This is a genomic window from Streptococcus infantis, from assembly GCF_001579645.1.
Taxonomy (GTDB): domain Bacteria; phylum Bacillota; class Bacilli; order Lactobacillales; family Streptococcaceae; genus Streptococcus; species Streptococcus infantis_E.
In genome coordinates this window covers 55263-74862 of record NZ_KQ970818.1, presented here as the reverse complement: position 1 = coordinate 74862, position 19600 = coordinate 55263, and the positions used below count along the sequence as shown (strand labels likewise).

The 19600-nt window shown below is 40.8% G+C and carries 25 protein-coding genes; 4 read left to right on the top strand and 21 right to left on the bottom strand.

Features of this window, described 5'->3' with window-relative positions:
* A partial coding sequence (locus SINDD18_RS00460) for an enoyl-CoA hydratase (RefSeq protein ID WP_061862704.1) occupies positions 1 to 562 on the bottom strand: 562 nt, incomplete at its 3' end.
* Positions 563 to 673: 111 nt separating this feature from the next.
* Positions 674 to 1234 carry a hypothetical protein gene (locus tag SINDD18_RS00455; protein WP_061862703.1) on the bottom strand — a complete coding sequence of 187 codons (561 nt, stop codon included), beginning with the start codon at positions 1232 to 1234 and terminating at the stop codon, positions 674 to 676.
* Positions 1235 to 1393: 159 nt separating this feature from the next.
* Between SINDD18_RS00455 and SINDD18_RS00450 the strand changes: the two genes are divergently transcribed.
* The 3 genes from SINDD18_RS00450 to serS all read left to right on the top strand — a co-directional run bounded on the left by SINDD18_RS00450 (position 1394) and on the right by serS (position 4620).
* Entirely contained in the window at positions 1394 to 2758 is a 1365-nt protein-coding gene (locus SINDD18_RS00450; RefSeq protein ID WP_061862702.1) for an aspartate kinase, read from the top strand.
* A 2-nt stretch (positions 2759 to 2760) separates the two neighbouring features.
* Positions 2761 to 3132, top strand: a complete 372-nt coding sequence (locus SINDD18_RS00445; protein ID WP_061862701.1) for a DUF956 family protein — start codon at positions 2761 to 2763, stop codon at positions 3130 to 3132.
* Positions 3133 to 3345: 213 nt separating this feature from the next.
* A complete protein-coding gene (gene serS, locus SINDD18_RS00440) occupies positions 3346 to 4620 on the top strand; it encodes a serine--tRNA ligase (RefSeq protein ID WP_000884217.1) in 1275 nt (424 codons plus the stop codon).
* A 99-nt stretch (positions 4621 to 4719) separates the two neighbouring features.
* Here the strand turns inward: serS and groL are convergent, their stop codons facing one another.
* The 16 genes from groL to SINDD18_RS00360 form a co-directional block, all read right to left on the bottom strand.
* On the bottom strand, positions 4720 to 6339 hold the full coding sequence (gene groL, locus SINDD18_RS00435) for a chaperonin GroEL (protein ID WP_061862700.1): 1620 nt from the start codon (positions 6337 to 6339) through the stop codon (positions 4720 to 4722).
* A gap of 15 nt (positions 6340 to 6354) precedes the next feature.
* Positions 6355 to 6639, bottom strand: coding sequence for a co-chaperone GroES (gene groES, locus SINDD18_RS00430; RefSeq protein ID WP_049530110.1), 285 nt, complete (start codon positions 6637 to 6639; stop codon positions 6355 to 6357).
* A gap of 135 nt (positions 6640 to 6774) precedes the next feature.
* Entirely contained in the window at positions 6775 to 7068 is a 294-nt protein-coding gene (locus SINDD18_RS00425) for a hypothetical protein (RefSeq protein ID WP_061862699.1), read from the bottom strand.
* 102 nt (positions 7069 to 7170) lie between these two features.
* On the bottom strand, positions 7171 to 8025 hold the full coding sequence (locus SINDD18_RS00420) for a PTS system mannose/fructose/sorbose family transporter subunit IID (protein WP_033586897.1): 855 nt from the start codon (positions 8023 to 8025) through the stop codon (positions 7171 to 7173).
* Entirely contained in the window at positions 8009 to 8851 is an 843-nt protein-coding gene (locus tag SINDD18_RS00415; RefSeq protein WP_061862698.1) for a PTS mannose/fructose/sorbose/N-acetylgalactosamine transporter subunit IIC, read from the bottom strand. Before SINDD18_RS00415 ends, SINDD18_RS00420 begins: the two co-directional genes overlap by 17 nt.
* 56 nt (positions 8852 to 8907) lie before the next feature.
* Positions 8908 to 9402, bottom strand: coding sequence for a PTS system mannose/fructose/N-acetylgalactosamine-transporter subunit IIB (locus SINDD18_RS00410; RefSeq protein WP_000261775.1), 495 nt, complete (start codon positions 9400 to 9402; stop codon positions 8908 to 8910).
* A 14-nt stretch (positions 9403 to 9416) separates the two neighbouring features.
* Positions 9417 to 9854, bottom strand: a complete 438-nt coding sequence (locus SINDD18_RS00405) for a PTS sugar transporter subunit IIA (RefSeq protein ID WP_061862697.1) — start codon at positions 9852 to 9854, stop codon at positions 9417 to 9419.
* Positions 9855 to 9994: 140 nt separating this feature from the next.
* Complete coding sequence (locus SINDD18_RS00400) at positions 9995 to 11293, bottom strand: ABC transporter substrate-binding protein (protein WP_061862696.1); 1299 nt, start codon at positions 11291 to 11293, stop codon at positions 9995 to 9997.
* Entirely contained in the window at positions 11290 to 11973 is a 684-nt protein-coding gene (locus SINDD18_RS00395) for a response regulator transcription factor (protein WP_006147185.1), read from the bottom strand. Before SINDD18_RS00395 ends, SINDD18_RS00400 begins: the two co-directional genes overlap by 4 nt.
* Before the next feature lie 6 nt (positions 11974 to 11979).
* On the bottom strand, positions 11980 to 13296 hold the full coding sequence (locus SINDD18_RS00390) for a sensor histidine kinase (RefSeq protein WP_061862695.1): 1317 nt from the start codon (positions 13294 to 13296) through the stop codon (positions 11980 to 11982).
* Positions 13296 to 14279, bottom strand: coding sequence for a substrate-binding domain-containing protein (locus SINDD18_RS00385; RefSeq protein ID WP_061862694.1), 984 nt, complete (start codon positions 14277 to 14279; stop codon positions 13296 to 13298). The genes SINDD18_RS00390 and SINDD18_RS00385 overlap by 1 nt, the downstream gene beginning before the upstream one ends.
* 189 nt (positions 14280 to 14468) lie before the next feature.
* Positions 14469 to 14864 (bottom strand): single-stranded DNA-binding protein, encoded by a 396-nt coding sequence (locus SINDD18_RS00380; RefSeq protein WP_061862693.1) that lies wholly within the window; start codon positions 14862 to 14864, stop codon positions 14469 to 14471.
* Positions 14865 to 14938: 74 nt separating this feature from the next.
* Entirely contained in the window at positions 14939 to 15700 is a 762-nt protein-coding gene (locus SINDD18_RS00375) for an SDR family NAD(P)-dependent oxidoreductase (protein ID WP_061862692.1), read from the bottom strand.
* Between the two features lie 29 nt (positions 15701 to 15729).
* Positions 15730 to 16356, bottom strand: coding sequence for a YtpR family tRNA-binding protein (gene ytpR / locus SINDD18_RS00370; protein WP_061862691.1), 627 nt, complete (start codon positions 16354 to 16356; stop codon positions 15730 to 15732).
* Positions 16357 to 16369: 13 nt separating this feature from the next.
* Positions 16370 to 16687: a thioredoxin family protein gene (locus SINDD18_RS00365; protein ID WP_061862690.1), complete on the bottom strand. Its 318-nt coding sequence runs from the start codon at positions 16685 to 16687 to the stop codon at positions 16370 to 16372.
* The gene (locus SINDD18_RS00360) at positions 16684 to 16974 is read right to left on the bottom strand and encodes a DUF4651 domain-containing protein (protein WP_061862689.1); all 291 of its coding nucleotides are present in this window, start codon (positions 16972 to 16974) and stop codon (positions 16684 to 16686) included. Before SINDD18_RS00360 ends, SINDD18_RS00365 begins: the two co-directional genes overlap by 4 nt.
* Before the next feature lie 163 nt (positions 16975 to 17137).
* Between SINDD18_RS00360 and SINDD18_RS00355 the strand changes: the two genes are divergently transcribed.
* A complete protein-coding gene (locus SINDD18_RS00355) occupies positions 17138 to 17443 on the top strand; it encodes a DUF898 family protein (protein WP_061862688.1) in 306 nt (101 codons plus the stop codon).
* Between the two features lie 37 nt (positions 17444 to 17480).
* On the opposite strand, the gene SINDD18_RS00350 is transcribed toward SINDD18_RS00355, so the two are convergent.
* From SINDD18_RS00350 to SINDD18_RS00340, 3 genes are read right to left on the bottom strand one after another with little or no spacing between them, the layout of a single operon-like run.
* Positions 17481 to 17735, bottom strand: coding sequence for a DUF1912 family protein (locus tag SINDD18_RS00350; protein ID WP_061862687.1), 255 nt, complete (start codon positions 17733 to 17735; stop codon positions 17481 to 17483).
* Positions 17736 to 17744: 9 nt separating this feature from the next.
* Positions 17745 to 19079, bottom strand: a complete 1335-nt coding sequence (locus tag SINDD18_RS00345) for a DUF438 domain-containing protein (RefSeq protein WP_061862686.1) — start codon at positions 19077 to 19079, stop codon at positions 17745 to 17747.
* Positions 19079 to 19312: a DUF1858 domain-containing protein gene (locus tag SINDD18_RS00340; RefSeq protein ID WP_000368739.1), complete on the bottom strand. Its 234-nt coding sequence runs from the start codon at positions 19310 to 19312 to the stop codon at positions 19079 to 19081. The genes SINDD18_RS00345 and SINDD18_RS00340 overlap by 1 nt, the downstream gene beginning before the upstream one ends.
* Positions 19313 to 19600 lie beyond the last annotated feature (288 nt).

The following is a 19600-nucleotide window of genomic DNA, read 5'->3' as shown; positions in this document are numbered from 1 at the left end:
GTTCACTCGCACACATACGATAGACAGTTCCAGCTTCCAGTGCTTTTTCTGCTGTGAAAGCTTCACCAGTCATAGCTAATTGCGTTGCCCGAGTCGCACCAAGTGATCGTGTCAGTAAGAATAAACCACCCGCATCTGGAGCCAAGCCCACGCCTACAAAGGCCTGGATGAATTTAGCTTTGTCAGAAGCAATACAGAAATCAACTGCTAAAGCCATATTAGCCGCAGCTCCAGCAACTGCTCCATCCACCTCCATAATGACTGGTTTAGGAATTTGTTTAATCTTATAGGAAATCGTATTTACCAACTCCGCAATTTGGGTGAGGGAGGCAATATCATCCTCTTCGACAGCACGTTTCATTTCTACTAGATCGCCCCCAACAGAGAAGACTTTGCCAGCAGCATTGATGAGAACAAACGAAACCGAAGCATCTTTTTCAGCTAATTCCAATGCTTCTAGAATTTCTTGACACATAGGAATATGAAAACCATTGGCCACCTCAGGACGATTTAAAGTTAGTATCGCTAAATCGTCTTGAACTTGATAGAGAATATGATTCATAACCACTCCTTTAAATTTACAACGAAGATTAAATTATTTTATTTTCAAATTATATCTTTTTTTGATTTATTAAACAAGAGAAAAATCGACCAAAAATGTATCGGCCGATTTTTAAAAGCTTAGTTTATTCTCTAAAAATGAAGGAAAACCAGTACTTGTATCATCCATGAAATCATAAATCACTTCAAGCATTCGTCCTCCTTCTCTCTGATAAAGCTGTTCTTTGTTGGAGCCTTTATAGTAGAATTCTCCTGAAACCATGTAAAAAATACGATTTGGATCTTCAAGGTAGGCAAAAAGATTTCCTGTAAAAGGAGCTTCCTTATTTCCGTCCTTGTTAACCAGACTTGTAGCTAAGAGTTTCGTGATTCCTCTAAATTGTCCACTTTCATCTGTTCGACAATAAAACTTGACTCTAGCTTCATAGTCAGGATTGACGATAATCTTTTCAGAGAGAATTCGATAGGTCCTTGCCTTACTATCTGACAAGCTGATAGATAAGATAATTTTAGCCCTCTCAACTGAAATCTGACCTTCCTGAGCATATTCTATCGCTAATTCTTCTCCGGTCAAACGACCACTGGGAAGAGGTTGAGAACTTGCTCCGATATTTGTAGGAATCATCACGAAGGTAAGGACTAGTAAGATTAAACAAACTACTCTTTTAATCATCTTCCCCCAACTCCTTTCATTAGAAGAGTCTTTCCTCCTACACCTTTATTATAAGCTTTCCTGATGAGACTTTCAAACAATTATATAGGTAATTTTCCAGATTGAAAAAAGCCCCTCTTTCTGCTATAATCGTATAAAATACTTACTTTAGGAGTTCTTATGAAGGTTGTTAAATTTGGTGGAAGCTCGCTTGCCTCTGCTAGTCAGTTAGAAAAAGTTTTAAATATTGTCAAAAGTGATCCAGAACGTCGTTTTGTGGTTGTATCTGCCCCTGGTAAACGCAATTCTGAAGATACTAAGGTGACAGATGCCTTGATTAAATACTACCGCGACTATGTAGCTGGAAATGACATTAGCAAAAGCCAAAACTGGATTATTGATCGCTATGCTGCTATGGTTAGCGAATTAGGTCTTAAACCAGCCGTTTTAGACAAAATTTCAAAAAGCATTCGCTCTCTAGCTACTCTTCCAATTGAAGATAATAAGTTTCTCTATGATACCTTTCTAGCAGCTGGAGAAAATAACAATGCCAAATTGATTGCAGCCTACTTTAACCAAAATGGCTTGGAGGCGCGTTATGTTCATCCTAGAGAAGCTGGAATTGTAGTTACTAGTGAGCCTGGAAATGCGCGAATCATCCCATCTAGTTATGATAAAATCGAGGAATTGACAAATTCAACTGAAGTTCTTGTTATCCCTGGTTTCTTCGGTGTTACGAAAGAAGATCAAATTTGTACCTTCTCACGTGGGGGATCAGATATTACTGGTTCCATCATCGCTGCTGGTGTCAAGGCTGATCTCTATGAAAACTTTACTGATGTAGATGGAATCTTTGCAGCTCACCCTGGTATTATCCATAAGCCACACTCTATCCCAGAATTGACCTACCGTGAAATGCGTGAATTGGCCTATGCAGGGTTCTCTGTACTACACGATGAAGCACTTCTACCAGCCTACCGTGGGAAAATTCCTCTGGTTATCAAAAATACCAACAATCCTGAGCATCCAGGTACTCGTATCGTTCTAAAACACAGTAGTGATGAATTTCCAGTTGTGGGAATTGCTGGTGATTCAGGATTTGTCAGCATTAATATGTCTAAGTATTTGATGAACCGCGAAATCGGTTTTGGTCGTAAAGTTCTTCAGATTCTTGAGGACCTTAATATTGGTTGGGAACATATGCCAACTGGTATCGATGACCTGTCTATCATTCTACGTTCACGAGAATTAACTCCTATCAAGGAAGAAGAAATCCTTCGTCAGTTAGTCCAAAAAGCAGAGGTAGACCACGCTGAAATCGAACACGACCTCTCTATCATTATGATTGTTGGGGAAAAAATGAAGCGTCATATTGGGGTAACTGCTACAGCCACTCGTGCCTTATCTGAAAACAACATCAACATCCAAATGATGTCACAAGGTTCTAGTGAAGTTTCTATCATGTTTGTTGTCCACAAAGACCAAGAAAAAGCCGCTCTTAAAGCTCTCTACCAAGCATTTTTCGGCGAAAATAAGGAAGACTAAACATGGCACAATCCCTCAATAAGGTCGTCGACTTGCAAACAACTGGAACCTCCTATCTCTCCATTACAGGAAAGGTTGGAAAATTTCTGGTCGGAGATCATGCCCTAGAATTTTACGCAGATCGTAATGTCGAGGACTATATTCAAATCCCATGGTCCAGCATTAATCAAATCGGAGCCAATGTTTCAGGCCGCAAGGTTAGTCGTCATTTTGAAGTCTTTACAGATCAAGGAAAATTTCTCTTCGCCTCAAAAGACTCTGGAAAAATACTTAAAATAGCTCGTGAAAAATTGGGAAATGACAAGGTAGTCAAACTTCCTACCTTAGTCCAAATCATTGGTCGAAAAATTAAAAATCTATTTGCAAAAAAATAGAAAGTTTAGTATAATCATAGAAACGGATAAGTAGGTTACTTCCTTCTTTCAGAAAGTCTGCGGGTGCTGCGAGCAGATAGAAGATTTAATTGAAATTCTACCGTTGTTTTAAATCAAATACAGAATCAAGTGCACACCTGTGAAGTTGGATGGAACCGTGGCCCTGCCACTCCAACGCTTTGTCAGGTGTGCTTTTTTCATAAAGGAGTTTATATGTTAGATATCAAACGTATTCGTACAGACTTTGATGCTGTCGCAGAAAAACTAGCTACACGTGGTGTAGATGCTGCTATCTTGAACGAGATGAAAGAAATCGATGCCAAACGACGTGACATCTTGGTTAAGGTTGAAACCCTCAAGGCTGAACGTAACACAGTTTCTGCTGAGATTGCACAAGCTAAACGTAACAAGGAAAATGCAGATGATAAGATTGCTGCTATGCAAACCCTCTCTGCAGAGGTAAAAGCTCTTGATGCTGAATTGGCAGAAATCGATGCGAAATTGACAGAATTTACCACAACTCTTCCAAACATCCCCGCTGACAGCGTTCCTATCGGTGCAGACGAAGACGATAACGTAGAAGTTCGCCGTTGGGGAACTCCTCGCGAGTTCGACTTTGAACCAAAAGCTCACTGGGATCTAGGTGAAGATCTTGGTATTCTTGACTGGGAACGTGGTGGAAAGGTAACTGGAGCGCGCTTCCTCTTCTATAAAGGACTTGGGGCTCGTTTGGAACGTGCTATCTACAACTTCATGTTGGATGAGCATGGAAAAGAAGGTTACACTGAAGTCATCACACCTTACATGGTTAACCATGATTCTATGTTCGGTACTGGTCAATATCCAAAATTCAAAGAAGATACATTTGAATTGAAAGATACGAACTACGTCCTCATTCCTACAGCTGAAGTTCCTCTGACCAACTACTACCGTGATGAAATTCTTGACGGAAAAGACTTGCCAATCTACTTTACTGCTATGAGCCCATCATTCCGTTCTGAAGCTGGTTCAGCTGGTCGTGATACTCGTGGTTTGATTCGTTTACACCAATTCCACAAGGTAGAAATGGTGAAATTTGCCAAACCTGAAGAGTCATACGAAGAACTAGAAAAGATGACAGCCAACGCTGAAAACATCCTTCAAAAACTCAACCTTCCATATCGAGTAGTTGCTCTTTCTACAGGAGACATGGGCTTCTCAGCTGCTAAGACTTATGACTTGGAAGTATGGATCCCTGCGCAAAATACCTACCGTGAAATCTCAAGCTGTTCAAATACAGAAGATTTCCAAGCTCGTCGTGCCCAAATCCGTTACCGTGATGAAGCCGATGGTAAGGTTAAACTTCTTCATACTTTGAATGGTTCTGGACTTGCTGTTGGACGTACAGTCGCTGCTATCCTTGAAAACTATCAAAACGAAGATGGTTCTGTGACCATTCCAGAAGTTCTTCGTCCATACATGGGTGGAGCTGAAGTTATCAAACCATAATTAATTGAATGTAAAAAGAGGAGGCTGAGCTTCCTCTTTTTTAGTAATATCTAAAAAACAGGTAGAAAATTCTCGTTTCTACCTGTTTTTATTTATTTCTTAGTAGCCACCCATCATTGATGGATCCATAGCTGGCGCTGGTGCAGCTGGTTCTGGTTTATTCGCTACGACTGCTTCTGTTGTTAGAATCAAACTTGCTACTGAAGCTGCGTTCTGAAGGGCTGAACGGCTAACCTTAACAGGATCGATAATTCCTGCTTCAATCATGTTGACCCATTCACCTGTTGCAGCATTGAAGCCTGTTCCAAGCTCTGCATTTTTCAAACGATCAATAACAATTGAACCTTCATAACCTGCATTGTAAGCGATTTGACGTACAGGTTCTTCCAAGGCACGAAGAACAATGTTACGTCCTGTTGCTTCATCACCTTCTAACTCCAAGGCAGCGACAGCTGAGATAACATTAACAAGGGCAGTACCACCACCTGCAACGATACCTTCTTCAACAGCTGCACGAGTCGCATTGAGGGCATCCTCGATACGAAGTTTCATTTCTTTCAATTCTGTTTCAGTTGCAGCCCCTACCTTGATAACAGCAACTCCACCTGATAATTTGGCCAAGCGTTCTTGGAGTTTTTCACGGTCGAATTCTGAAGTTGTTGTTTCGATTTGAGACTTGATGACAGCTACACGGTTAGCAATCGCTTCAGGATTACCTGCACCTTCTACAATGACTGTACTATCTTTATCAACAGACACTTTAGCCGCTTGACCAAGCGCTTCGATAGTAGCATCTTTCAACTCAAGACCAAGATCTTCTGTAATGACTGTACCACCTGTCAAGATCGCGATGTCTTCCAACATAGCCTTACGACGGTCACCAAATCCAGGCGCCTTAACAGCAACTACGTTGAATGTTCCACGGATCTTGTTCAAAACAAGAGTTGGAAGAGCTTCACCGTCAACATCGTCTGCAATGATTAAGAGGGGACGACTGCTTTGAAGAATACTTTCTAAAAGTGGCAAGATTTCTTGAATATTTGAAATCTTCTTATCTGTAATCAAAATGTATGGATTTTCAAGGTCTGCAACCATTTTTTCATTGTCAGTGACCATGTACTGTGATAGATAACCACGGTCAAATTGCATTCCTTCTACAACTTCAAGCTCTGTTTCCATCCCACGTGATTCTTCAATTGTGATGACTCCATCCTTGCCAACTTTTTCCATGGCTTCAGAGATATACTCACCAACTTTTTCAGAACGAGAAGAGACAGCAGCAACCTGCGCGATAGCTTCTTTGTTGGCAACAGGAATGGCATTGTTCTTCAAGGCTTCTACAGCAGTTGCAACTGCTGCTTCAATCCCACGACGGATACCGATTGGGTTTGCGCCAGCCGTAACGTTTTTGATTCCTTCACGAACAATAGCTTGGGTCAATACTGTTGCAGTAGTTGTCCCGTCACCAGCGATATCATTGGTTTTAGAAGCCACTTCTGACACCAATTTAGCACCCATATTTTCAAAATGGTCTTCTAGTTCGATTTCTTTAGCGATGGTTACACCGTCATTGGTAATCAATGGTGAACCGAATGATTTTTCAAGAACGACGTTACGGCCTTTAGGTCCCAAGGTTACTTTAACAGTATCAGCTAGGATATCAACACCACGGACCATTGCTGAACGTGCATCAGATGAAAATTTAATCTCTTTTGACATACTTACTTCCTCCTATTATTCTTCAACGATTGCTAAGATGTTAGCTTCACCCACGATGACATATTTTTCGTCACCATCTTTGACCTCGATACCTGCATGAGCTTCAACCAAAACCTGATCTCCAACTTTTACACTTGGGGCAACCAAATCACCGTTCAAGGTGCGAACACCTTGTCCAGTAGCCACTACTGTAGCTGTTTTCGTTTCTTCTTGGGCTGATTTTGCGAGGACAAAGCCTCCGACTGTTTGTTCTTTCTCTTCAATTTTCAAGACCACACGGTCCCCTAATGGTTTCAACATCTGTTTTCCTCCATAACATAATCATATTGTTAGCACTCTTTACGAACGAGTGCTAAACCATAGTTCTATTGTATCACTTAGTCAGAAATAGTCAAGAAAAAAACACCTCAAAATGAATGAGATGTTCCTTAAAGATCACTTTAGAATTATTAACTTTCGATTAAAATCATCGACGACTTTTTGGAGATTGATACGTCCTCGATAGATACCATATCCAAAAACCACCATTCCCAATATTCCAACTAAGGCAAGTAAAATTCCGAACATTAAGATTGGGAGGAAGCTTTTATGAAAGAGAAAAATTAAGACCATACCTATACTGGCAATGATAAAGAGTAAGCTAAACCAACGGCCAAGATTTTCAATCATATGACGTTGATACTTAATTTCTGTTTCATATCCATTAACAAGTTCTTGTTTTGTAACCATGAGGATCCTCCTGACAAAAATTGAGAATGAAGGGTAAGAGAAGGAGGTTAGTCTACTTCATTCTCAAAATTTTCTACTAGTAAATATGTGCTTTTCTTGAGCTTAGTAATTAAGATGTGGGTCAAAGATACCTAGAGCAACACCGACCAAAGCGACAACAACTAGAAGCAACATAACTTTGTTTGGTGAAACTTTTTTCTTAGACATTAACCACCAGCAAATAGTGATGAAAGTTGCTGTCAAGAGACCTGGATAAACACCATCAATCTTTTCTTGGATATTTAAGAAGACTTTTCCTTCAGAATTCTCGAATTGAAGAGCTGTTGTAACAGATACCCAAGTTGCTGCTACCGCACCGATAACCATACCGCCGACAACGCTGATTGCTTTACGAAGTGCTTGTCCTTTTGGTCCTACTAGGAATTCAACGGCTTTATCCCCTAATTGATACCCTTTAAAGAAGGCAAAGCGCATACCAAAGTATACTAAGAGGTTCCATACAACGATGTAGAAGATAGCACCAGCGATGTTACCACCTTTAGAGAGACCGAGGGCAATCCCCAAAAGAACTGGAATCAAGGTCCCAACGACCAAAGAGTCACCGATACCAGCGATTGGCCCCATCAAACCGGCACGCATACCATTGATGGTTTCACCATCCACTGCATCTCCATTTGCACGCGCTTCTTCCAAACCAGCCGTAATCCCTACAACGAGAGAGCCAAGTTGTGGTTCAGTATTGAAGAAGGCAGTATAGGTTTGCATGGCATCTTTTTGTTCTTCTTTTGTATCATACATTTCTTCTACGATTGGAAGCATAGAAGTCAAGTACCCGAAGGTTTGCATGTGTTCTTGAGAGAAACAAGTCAAATGACCATAATACCAATGATGAAATGCTTTTGCTAATGTTTTCTTTGAAATTTTCTTTCTATCAGCCATTTTAAATATCCTCCTCATCATCGTCTACGTAAACAACCCCAGCTGGAGCAGCTTTCATAGATTTGATTACTTCAAGTTCGTAGTAGATTACTGCAAAGATCAATGAAACAACCGCACTAGCTACCAAGTTCAATCCTAGAGATTTAGCCAAGGTAAATCCAACAAAGAATGGAATGAAGTCAGTTGCTTTTGTAACAATTTGTTTCAACAAGATAGCAATACCGACACATGGGAGAAGGGCTCCAACTGTAAAGAGGGCTTTCATCCAGAAACCATCCATAGGAAGGTAAAGTTTCATCAAATCAACCATGTTTTCACCATATTTGGTGATAATCATAGTTGGAAGGAAAGAGAAGAGGAAGTGAGAGATCCAAGGATAAATCCAGTCAACTGCGTAGAGTTTTTTGAAGTTTCCTTCTTCAACGGCTTTCCAACCAATGTGTTGCCAAAGCAAGTTCATTGTAGCTGTACCGTAGAAAAGAACAGTACCGATTGTCCCAACGGCCGCACCGATTGGGGCTGCAGCTGCGGCAATTCCAGCTTCGTCTGTGATGTGATTTGCATGCACAAACAAGATAGCAAGAGGAACACCGATATAAGAGATGGCACGAACATCGGCAGATACGGTTCCACCAGGTGTTACCAAGGCGATATAAACGACTTGAAGGGCAACCCCGACCATAATACCAGTTGTCACATCTCCAAGAATTAAACCTGAAATCAACCCACCGATCAAGGGACGACCGAGTGTATAGTTCCCGATACTGGAACCTCCCATACCAGGCATTGAAGACAAGCTGGCGAAAACAGCAAGCAAGATTGCTTGAATCCATGAAATTGTCATAACAAACGCTCCTTATGTTTGTAAATTTATTTACCTAACTAATAAAACTGTTAGGTTTAAAAACCAAATTTAGATTTGAAATCATCCCAGTAACCAATTGAAACATCCGGCAACAATTGGAATTTAACCTTGTAACCTGCTGCCTGAATTGCCTGAAAGGCTTCTGCTTCTTCCTGGGTGATGGATTGGTTATTGCCCAATTTCACTGCACCAGGTCTATCATTTGCAGGGCCAACGATGATTTCTTTAACATCTCCTGGGACAAAACCTTGATCCACCAAAATTTCCTTCATATCGATTGGGTTTTTGGTAATCAAGAAGTACCGACTGTCAGATTCCGTTACTTTTGCTGACTTTTCTTTAAAGGCTTCTTTTGTCCATACAAAGGTTTTCTTGTCTGATGCGCCTTTGTAAGCTTGGATCAAAACCTTGTTTGATGCTGCTGCATCGTTTACGGCAATCAAACCATCACATGGTTTTTCTTTTGCCCAGCGTGTGACTGTTTGACCGTGAATCATGCGATCATCAATCCGTACAAATGTTACTACCATAAGGTACCTCCCTATTAAATATCGTCATCATCTTCTTCAGCACTAGTGGCTGAAACTTCAAAAGGTTGTAGTGCAGATTTTGCTTCTGATAAGATAGTTGCTGACAAATCGTCTCCATCCAACACATCCTTCATCACAACTGCTGTCAAGGCCATGGTCAGGTTCATCCCACCAAGGATCAAAGCTCCATCTAGCTTTCCGACTTCTTCTAGGACAGTGGTTGCCGTGGTTAATGGACTACCACCTACAATGTCTGCCAAGACCAGCACAGAATCATCTGCTGTCAATTCTGAAATGCTCTCTCTAAAATCAACTGCAAAGTCATCGACCGATTTTCCTTCTTTAAGTCCAACTGCGATGACCTGATTCATCTTGTCACCAGCAAACATAGCTAGCGATGTTTTTAGTCCTTCTGCCAATCCACCATGACTGACTAAAATGAGATATTTCATTTTGCTACACCTCCTTTATTTGACTCTATTGTAGAATATTTGGAAGCGCTTTTACATTGTCAAATGTCACATGATAAACATGACATTTAGCAACAAAAAAATGACATCTGTCACTTGACACAATGTCATCTTATTTTTCTTTAAACTCCTACCTGAAGACTACTTTCAATTTCCCTCTGAATTTGAGGCAAGCGGTTCTCGACATCTTGATCGCGCAAAGCATTGCCAATCAAGTAGTCCAGCTTTTCCAACATTTCTTTAGAGACATTCTTGGGACTACTTTCAACAGCTTGTTCCATGATACGATTCAAGGTCTGATTGGTCAAGGAATCCGTGCCAAAATCATCTACCTGTAAAAGATCTTTACTAGACTGACTTTGGACCACCTGTGGCATAACGGAAATCCCTTGAGATTGATCAAAGAGGAGTTGTTGAATTTCTGGATCTTCTGTCAACACTTGCATCAATTCCCAAGCTAACTTGGAATGAGGGGTCCGAGCAGACATGGCAAAAGAAGTCGTCGTAACCAAAGTCGCCATGGTAGTTTTTGACTTAGCAGGCATAGGGATACAGGTCCAGGTGAAGTTTGAATATTTTGAAACATGGTAAGGATAAGGTTTATAGGTTCTATATTGAGCCAAAGTCATGGGATAAAAAGCGACTTTCCCCTGGTCAAAATCTTTGGAACTCACCTTATAGTTCTTATTCAACTCTTCCAATTTTTGTAAAAAAGTCAAAGACTCTTTGACTTCTGGAGCCGTAAGTTTGAGCATCCCTCCTTGAAAAAGACTACCCCCATTTGCTGCCAAAGCTTCTTTCCAGGTATATTCTGTACTCCCAAACTGATCCAATTGACCATCTCCATTGGTATCTTTGGTTAGTTTTTTACAAATTGTATAGAACTCTTCCAAGCTCCAACCTTCCTTGGGAACCTCAATGCCTTCTTTGTCCAGCAAATCTTTATTGACACACATCAAAATAGGATTACTTTCATAAGGTAATGCATAGGATTGCCCCTGATAGACACCTGATTCAAATGCAACAGGATAAAAAGCAGCTTGGTCTTCTTGATTCATATAGCCATTTAACTTTTCTAGAACGCCACGCGCCGCCAATAAGGACAGATCTTGCTCAGATACCATAAACACATCCGGCGTCTTTCCTGAAACAATCTTTTCTGAGAGCCAGTCTGAATAATCCGACTGTGGAATCCCATTTTCATATTCCACACGGACATTAGGATGGGACTTTTCAAATTTTTGAATCGCAAGATCCAAAGCATGGGAGCGTTGACTGGTCGGTACATCCCAACTAGATCCTGCATAAACGCCTATATGGAGCACGATCGGTTGTTGTTTCCACCAATAAAAACCAGTACTCACAGAGACCACAAAAAGGAGAACGATTCCCCAACAAAGATGCTTTCGGTTTAATTTCATTCCGTATTTCCTTTTGAAAAATCGCGTCTAGTCACTCCTGTTTGAACTGACCAAATTGCTAATTGCGTTCGATCTCTTAGGTTTAATTTCGCCAAAATCGTTGATAAGTAATTGCGCACAGTTCCTTCTGATAAGAAGAGTTTTGCAGCAATTTCTTTGTTTGACTCGCCATAGCCGACTTCTTGAATAATTCGCCATTCTGTCGTGCTCAAATCCTTGACATTGTCCTCATCCACAGCAATAGAGAAATTCGATTTGGCCATTTGAGAGAAGATCTGAAAGACCTTGCTTGCGATATTGGGATTGATCATAGCTCCACCCTGATGCACCACCTTAATAGCCTCATAGAGCTCTTCTGTCGAGGCTCCCTTTAAGAGATATCCTGAAGCACCATACTTGAGTGCACTATAGATAAATTCATCATCGTCAAAAGTTGTTAAAATAATAATTTTGATATCCGGATAGTGTTCTTTTACTTCTTTTGTAGCCAAAACCCCATCCATGCCTGGCATCCGAATATCCATCAGGATCAGATCCGGATGCGTCTGTGGAATGCTGGACAAGACATGATTCCCATCTTCCACTGTAGCTACCACTTCGATGTCGGAGTGAGCCGACAAAATAATTTTCAAAGATTCTCGAATCAAGGCTTGGTCATCTGCCACCATTACTTTTATCACCATATCTTATCTCCCTTCTTTATATTTTGGTAAACTGACACGTGTGAAAAATCCATCGCGACTTTCAAATTGAAGCTGTCCTCCTAGTATGGAAATACGCTCCATCATCTGTTTGAGTCCATAACCATAAGTTAAGGTTTTAAACCCAACTCCATTATCTTGCAAAGCGATCAAATAATTCTCTTTATCCTCAAAAAAATGGAGTTTTAGTTGGCTGGCGTGACCGTGGCGAACCGCATTGGTCATAGACTCTTGAATCACACGAAAGATCGTATCTTCAATCATGACATCCATATCGACATCTACCCATTCATAGTTTAGATCAACTTGTAAGTTGGAAAGAATTTGATACTCGCGGATGGTCTTTTCTAAAGCATCTTTGAGAGTTCGTCCCTCAAGGGCTCCCGGACGAAGACGATTAAGAGAACCTCTCACATCTTGGATTCCTTCACGGACCACTTCTGATACGTTTTTCACCTGCTCTTTTGCCCGATTTGGATCGATATCGATCAAGACCCCAACAGCATCTAAACCTGCTGAGATGCCTGTTAGTGCGTGCCCCAGAGTATCATGAATCTCACGAGCAATCCGCTTACGCTCCCGATCCTCTGCAATCTTCTCAGACAAGGCCATATAATTGTTCAACTCCGTATTAACCTTGGACACCATGGCCAATTCTTCCTCTACTTCGTGGTTCTCCGCAAGGACGTTCATAATATAAAACAAAAGTGAAATAATGAAGAATACCATATTCGAGGCATAAAGGGAATTCTTTAAGAAAAAGGCCAGAATGCGAATAGATTCAGGATAAAAATGAATATAGACATCTAAGGACGGAATCGGGAAGAAAAGCGAAAAGACATCTGAATTTGTCACAAGGAGCATCAAGAAGCTCACTAGGATAAAGGCAAACCAATACTTCCGATCTCTCTTGGTATTCAACTCTTTGGAACCATAGAAGATATCCGCAAAAACCAAGAGAATGAGCCCGTTATAAGCTACATTTTGAACCCACATCAGAAGCAGCATCAGGAGAATCTCCAGAATATTCCTCTTATCAAAAATAGACCATCGACTCGTTTGAGGCAGATATCGACTCATCGATATCAAAGCAATCCCAGCAAACAAAACTGCAGACAACCAAAAAGTCGTAGATGGAGCAAAGGGAATACGCTCTAGACGCTCTAATAATAGAGAGGCTTGGCGTTGAGCTATGATATAGTTGGTTGCTTGAAGATAGATGATACTGTTTAGCATAACAGCGATAAAATTGACGACCATAAGAATGGCCAAACTGTATCGAACACCTCTAAACTTTCTCATTACTGCCACCCATTCACATCAAACTGATCAATGTTTTCCTTTGTCATCATTTCAACTGGAATGCTCACCTCTTTGGTATAGCTCTTCCCTTCAACAATATCTTGAATAACCTCCATCACGCGGTCTCCCATCTTCAAAGGGGACTGAGCAACGGTCCCCACAACATCATCCGTCGAGTGCAACAAAGATTTCATATCTGGTGAACCATCGATTCCATAAATCGCAACGGGGTAAGTTATTCCTTGCTCCTTAATTGCAGCCAGAGCTCCTATAGCTGAGCGATCATTTAAGGCAACCAAGGTATCAATTTCAACCCCTGATTGTAAAAAATTCTGGACAGCCGGCATGGCGATTTCCGTTTGCCCCTTGGTTTCCAGTTCCGATACAATCTGATAAGAACTGTGCCCCTCAATAGTGTCTTTAAAGCCCTGAATCCGCGTATCTGCTGAAACAGTCCCCTTATGTTCCAAAAGGAGGACCCGAGCACTAGAAGAACGTTTCATCAACTCTTTAGCAATCAATACTCCCGCTTGGTAGTTATCGGATACAATACTTGCATCTGGCTTAAAATTCTTCAGTTGGGTATCGACCGCAATGATTTTAATTCCTTGTTTTCTAGCTTTTTCAAGAGCAGTTAAAATTGACTGGCTATCCCCCTTGACCGGATTGATCACTATCATATCAACTTTTTGAGCACAAAAATCATCAATCTGTTGGCTCTGTCTTTCTTCGTCCAATTCTGGATCTCGGACATAAACAAGAGCTCCTCTTTCATCGGCAATTCGACTAATTTCCGAATGAATACTTTTATAGAACCCATTGTTCATGGTCATATAGGTGACACCAATTTTAGTCTGATCCTTGATGCCACTTGTTTGACAACGGCCGAAAACCCATAAGAGAACACAGACCACTGGAATCAGCAGTAATAGACGCTTTATCAGCCATTTCAACAATTCTATTTTCTCTTTATTTTTCGTCAAATTTCATTCCTTTTCTGAAAATTTTGAATATATATTACTTTATTCTACTACTTTTTCAAAAAAAGTGCTTGATTTTATTGTACAAGTGCATTTATTTGACCTATTTAAGAATTAATTTCCGAACAATACCATAAAAACAATAGAAAAAAGCTGGTCTATAGGCGAACCAGCTCTTCTATTTGATTGATATTAAAATGGAAGTTCCTCTTCTTCCAAGACCAAATCTGCTAAGTCTTGTCCTGCATTATTTTCACGCATAGCACGTTGGGCACGGCTTTCTAAGAGTTGGAAACCTGTACAGAGAACTTCTGTTACATAGTTGGTCTGCCCATTTTTCTCAAACTTACGGGTACGAAGTTCCCCATCCACAGAAATGAGACTACCCTTGCTTCCATAACTCGCCAAGGTTTCAGCAAGCTTGCCCCATACTACAATATTGATGAAGTCTGCTTCACGTTCCCCATTTTGATCTTTATAACGGCGATTCACTGCGATAGTTGCTCGTGCAACGGACTTATCATTGTTGGTTTTGTGCAATTCTGGTGTTGCCACGATTCTTCCAATAAGAATAATTTTATTATACATTTTTTCATCCTCCTACTTATCTATTCGAAGGAAATCAAAAAAAGTTACAAAATTTGTAACTTTTTTAAATAATATTAATCTCTGTGAATCATAAATCCAGTTGCTTGTTGATTGGCCATGATGGTCATATCTGTGATTTGCACACGACGTGGCTGACTGGTCACATAAACTACAGTATCTGCGATGTCTTGTGCCTGCAAGGCTTCGAGTCCCTGATAGACCGTTGCAGCCCGTTCCTCATCTCCATGGAAACGGACCTTAGAAAAGTCAGTCTCTACAATACCTGGCTGAATAGTCGTCACCTTGATATCCGTTGCGATGGTATCAATCCGTAGTCCATCTGAAAATGTTTTGACTGCAGCCTTGGTTGCTGAATAGACTGCTGCACCAGCGTAAGCGTAAATACCTGCGGTTGAACCCATATTAATGATATGGCCTTGATTTGCAGTCACCATAGAAGGCAAGAGACAACGAGTAACAGCCATCAGGCCCTTAACATTGGTATCCAGCATGGTCAGCATATCCAACTCTTCATAGTCCTGATAGGGAGCTAAGCCTAAAGCCAGCCCGGCATTATTAACTAAAATATCAATCGAACCTACTGCTTCAAGAATTTCTGAACAAACAGTTTTAACCATTGTCATATCGGTCACATCAAGGGGAAAGGTCCAAACTTTTTGATTTGGAAAGAATTCTGCAAACTCAGTTTTGAGAGCTTCAAGTCTTTCTGTTCGACGCCCTGTGAGAACGATATTCTCACCTTTTTCTAGATAGGCACGCGCAATTGCTTCACCAATACCTGATGTTGCACCTGTGATCACAACATTTTTTGCCATCTTACTTTCTCCTATCTAACTTAACAAATTTAAGCTGTCCAGTGTTTTGCTGGGTCGAATGGAGTACCAACAACTTGGTCTTCTGACAATTCAATGACGCCACGCTTTTGTGGAGCATTTGGTAAGGCAAGTTCACGAGGACTGCACATCATCCCAAAACTCTTTTCACCACGAAGTTCCCCTGGGAAAATGAGATTGCCTTTTGGCATCATAGCTCCTGGAAGAGCAACAATGGTTTTCAAACCAAGACGCGCATTTGGAGCACCTGCCACGATTTGTACTGTTTTGTCATTCCCAACAGCAACTTGACAGATGTTCAAGTGATCACTATCTGGATGTGCCACCATCTCTACAATTTCTCCAACCACAAATTTCGGTTCCTTGTCATTGATAATCTCTTCGGTAAAATCTTGAGCTTGCAATTCTTGGTTCAAATGAGCTACTTGGTCGTCTGTCAAGAATACTTGGCCACGTTCCTCAATTTCGAATAAGCTAGAAACTTCAAAAATATTCCAAGCAACAGTTTCACCTGTTTCCTTTAGGAAAACACGCGCCACATTGCCTTTACGTTCAACATCTAGTTTGGCATCGCCACTGTTTTTCACGATGACCATAAGGACATCACCAACATGTTCTTTGTTATATGTAAAAATCATTCTTTCTTTTCTCCTATTTTAATCCTGCTAAAAAGTCGTTAATTTGTGCCTTGGTTTTACGGTCACGATTGACAAAGCGCCCAATCTCCTTGTCCTTGTCTAAAACAACAAGACTTGGAATCCCGTAAACATCCCAAAGTTTAGCTAGTTCCATGTACTCATCACGGTCTACTCGTATAAAGGTAAACTCTGGATTTGATTCTTCAATCTCTGGCAAAGCAGGGTAGATATAACGACAATCGCCACACCAATCCGCAATAAAAAGGAAGACCTTCTTGCCATCCTGTTCAACTAGATTAGCTAGTTCTTCGATACTCTTAGGAGAAATCATAAGACTTCCTCCTCATAGATGAGATCTTCATCTTCATAGACAAAGGTATAGTGACGACCATCTTCAAAAATGACACCACCGACGAGACGTTCTAGGCTACTTTCGTAGACTTGGACATAGAGAGTCGCTATCTCACCCATCTCTGAAAAGGAGTCACGCACAATAGCGGTCAACTCTTCCTGCGTTTTCATGAGTTTATGGTCATCGGTTACTTTCTTAGCTCCGAAAGCAAGTGCTCCGAGGCCTACTAATGCCAAACCTGTTTTAATGATATTTTTCGTTTTCATGCTAACATTGTAACACAAAAAGATAAGTAGGACAAATCGTGAATGCTATTTTCGTTTGAACTATAGTTCCTCATTTCAAGAAATATTGACTCCTATCTCCTCCTATGGTACAACACCTCAAAGTAACGATTTACTTATCCATAAAATTCTAAGGAGATTCTATATGAACAAAGAAAGTTATTTTGACGGTGGATTACTCAGCTTTATCGGGCACTCGATTGTCGCTTTTTTCATCATCAGCTTAACTCTAGGAATTGCCACACCTTGGGCCGTTTGTTTTATGCAAGATTGGAAAGTCCGACATACTGTCATCGATGGTCAACGTTTATATTTTGATGGAACTGGCGCCCAGTTATTTGGAAATTGGATCAAATGGTTCTTACTGACGATTATCACTCTTGGAATCTATTCATTTTGGTTAAAAATAAAAACAGAACAATGGATTACCAAGCATACCCATCATATGTAAAAAGTGCGGTTTATAGACCACACTTTTTTTATAGCTCTTAATAATGTCTCTCACCAAATAAACCTTCCGGCAATTCATGGAACCCCTTGCCTGCCTTGAAGTTTTCAAATTTGCCTAGCAAGAACTGGTAGGCATCCAAGCGGCTTTCATAGCGAATCATAGCATCTTTAGCACGCTCATCTTGGTCTTCTTCATAGACCTTTTGGCTTTCCTTGAGAGCCATATCATTAATCATGATCTGGGTATTAACCCAGGCTTCAAATTCTTTCATAAATTCTTGTTCGTAACTCATTTTTTCTCCTTATTCTAATCCACGGAAATAGTCTGTATCAATCTCACGGTAAGGCTGGATATCCTGAACATACTCCAATACACCTTGAAATTCTCCATTTTCATCGTGTACTGCAGCATAGGTGATATGGACAAACTTACCTCGTGACTCGGACTTGAACCACATCTCATACTTGTCCTTGACCCCGTCACGAAGACCTTTCATAATGGTCTTTACCTTATCAAGGTACTTGGGCGGGTGACAAAGCTCAACATTGCGCCCGACTTGAGAAGGTGTCCGCTTGAAAATCATCTCATCTGCTGGCGTATTGTCATTGTAATACTGGAAAATATCATCCTTATTAACAAAGGTAATTTCCATTGGCAGATGGTTGAGAATAAGATTAGCCTGCTCGACTGAGAGATAGCCATTACCAAAAGCCTGTTGACTATGGCGATCTACTACCGCTTCCTTTTCCTTAGGTGTGAAGGTGATAGTAAACTGACCCTCTGGAGTATCAATCACTTGCTGAACTTGTCCATCTACAGTTTCTGACTGACTTGGTTCTTCTACACTTTTTTCCTCAACAAAACGTTGACGTTCAGGAACCCATTTCTCAGACGGACGGATAATAGCATATCCATAGGCATCACTTTCCTCAGCAATCTGAAACCAGTCATCCTGGGTAAAGGATTCAAGCAGAATCATGAGAAGGATTGATTCTTCCTTAAAAATCATACTTTCAAACTCTGTCGCAAAAGCTTCAAAAGCTTCCTTTACGGCGGAAATTGGCGCTTCTGGGAGCGCCTTAGTTGCCACTAAGGCTGTTTGAAAGAGATCCCTAATCTGATCATCCACTCCCCACATAACTTTGGGAGGTGAATCATGGCCATAACGTTCCATAATAGGAAAGAAGAGCTCTTCCTTGCGCTGGTAGTGAATATCAAATTGACCAACAAGCCCCATCTGACGTACCAAGCCTTTGCGAACCTCTGCGAGCATCTCATCATCGTCCACAGATTCATAAGTCGAGAGCAATCTACGGACCCGAATCATAGCAGCACGGAGGGCTAAATTTTCATCCTTAAAGACACGCACAGGGTGACCAGGATGCTCGGTATCTTCAACTTCTACGCCCTTAACAGCATTTTTAAAGAGATTGGCATGAACATCACAGAGTTCCATGACATCTTCAAAGGTTACGCCTGAGTCAGAGTTCATCAACTCATGCTCCATAAGAGAAATCTCGATAGCTGATACACCAGTAAAGGTCGCATCAAAGCGTTCCTGAACGGACTCTGGAGAGGCTCCATTATGCAATTCTAATAAAATATCCCGCAGGATATGAATACGTTCATCTGTCATTAGTCTAACCCGATCACTTCGTAACCATTTGCTTCAAGCGTACGCACAATCTTATCCATAGGAGTCCCTTCAAGCTTTGAGCCCTGTTTGAGCGAAACTTTTCGCCCTACAGTATTACGCATCAAGGGATTTGCAAGAGGTTTAAAACCAAGCTCTACTAAGATTTCCAAAACTTCTGGATGCTTATCTACCACTTCAGCAACTGGAATTGATACATCGATTATATTGTCCATGAGAACCTCCATCATATTCTCTAACAGTTTTTTCTTTTTTATTATACCACAAGGGCAAAGATTAAAAAACTAGCAGTAGAAGACTTGCTAGTTTATTTCGTATAATTTCATTATTTCTAATTATATAGACTTTTCCTAGTAAAACCTCAAAGTCTTATCCTTACCATGATCATCAGAGAAGTTTGAAAAACCAATCTATGATCTTGAAAAGAATTCTATAGAACAGTAATTGGAAGGCGAAAGAGATTAGGAACCAGAGTATTTTTATCAAACCAACAATTGGTGTTA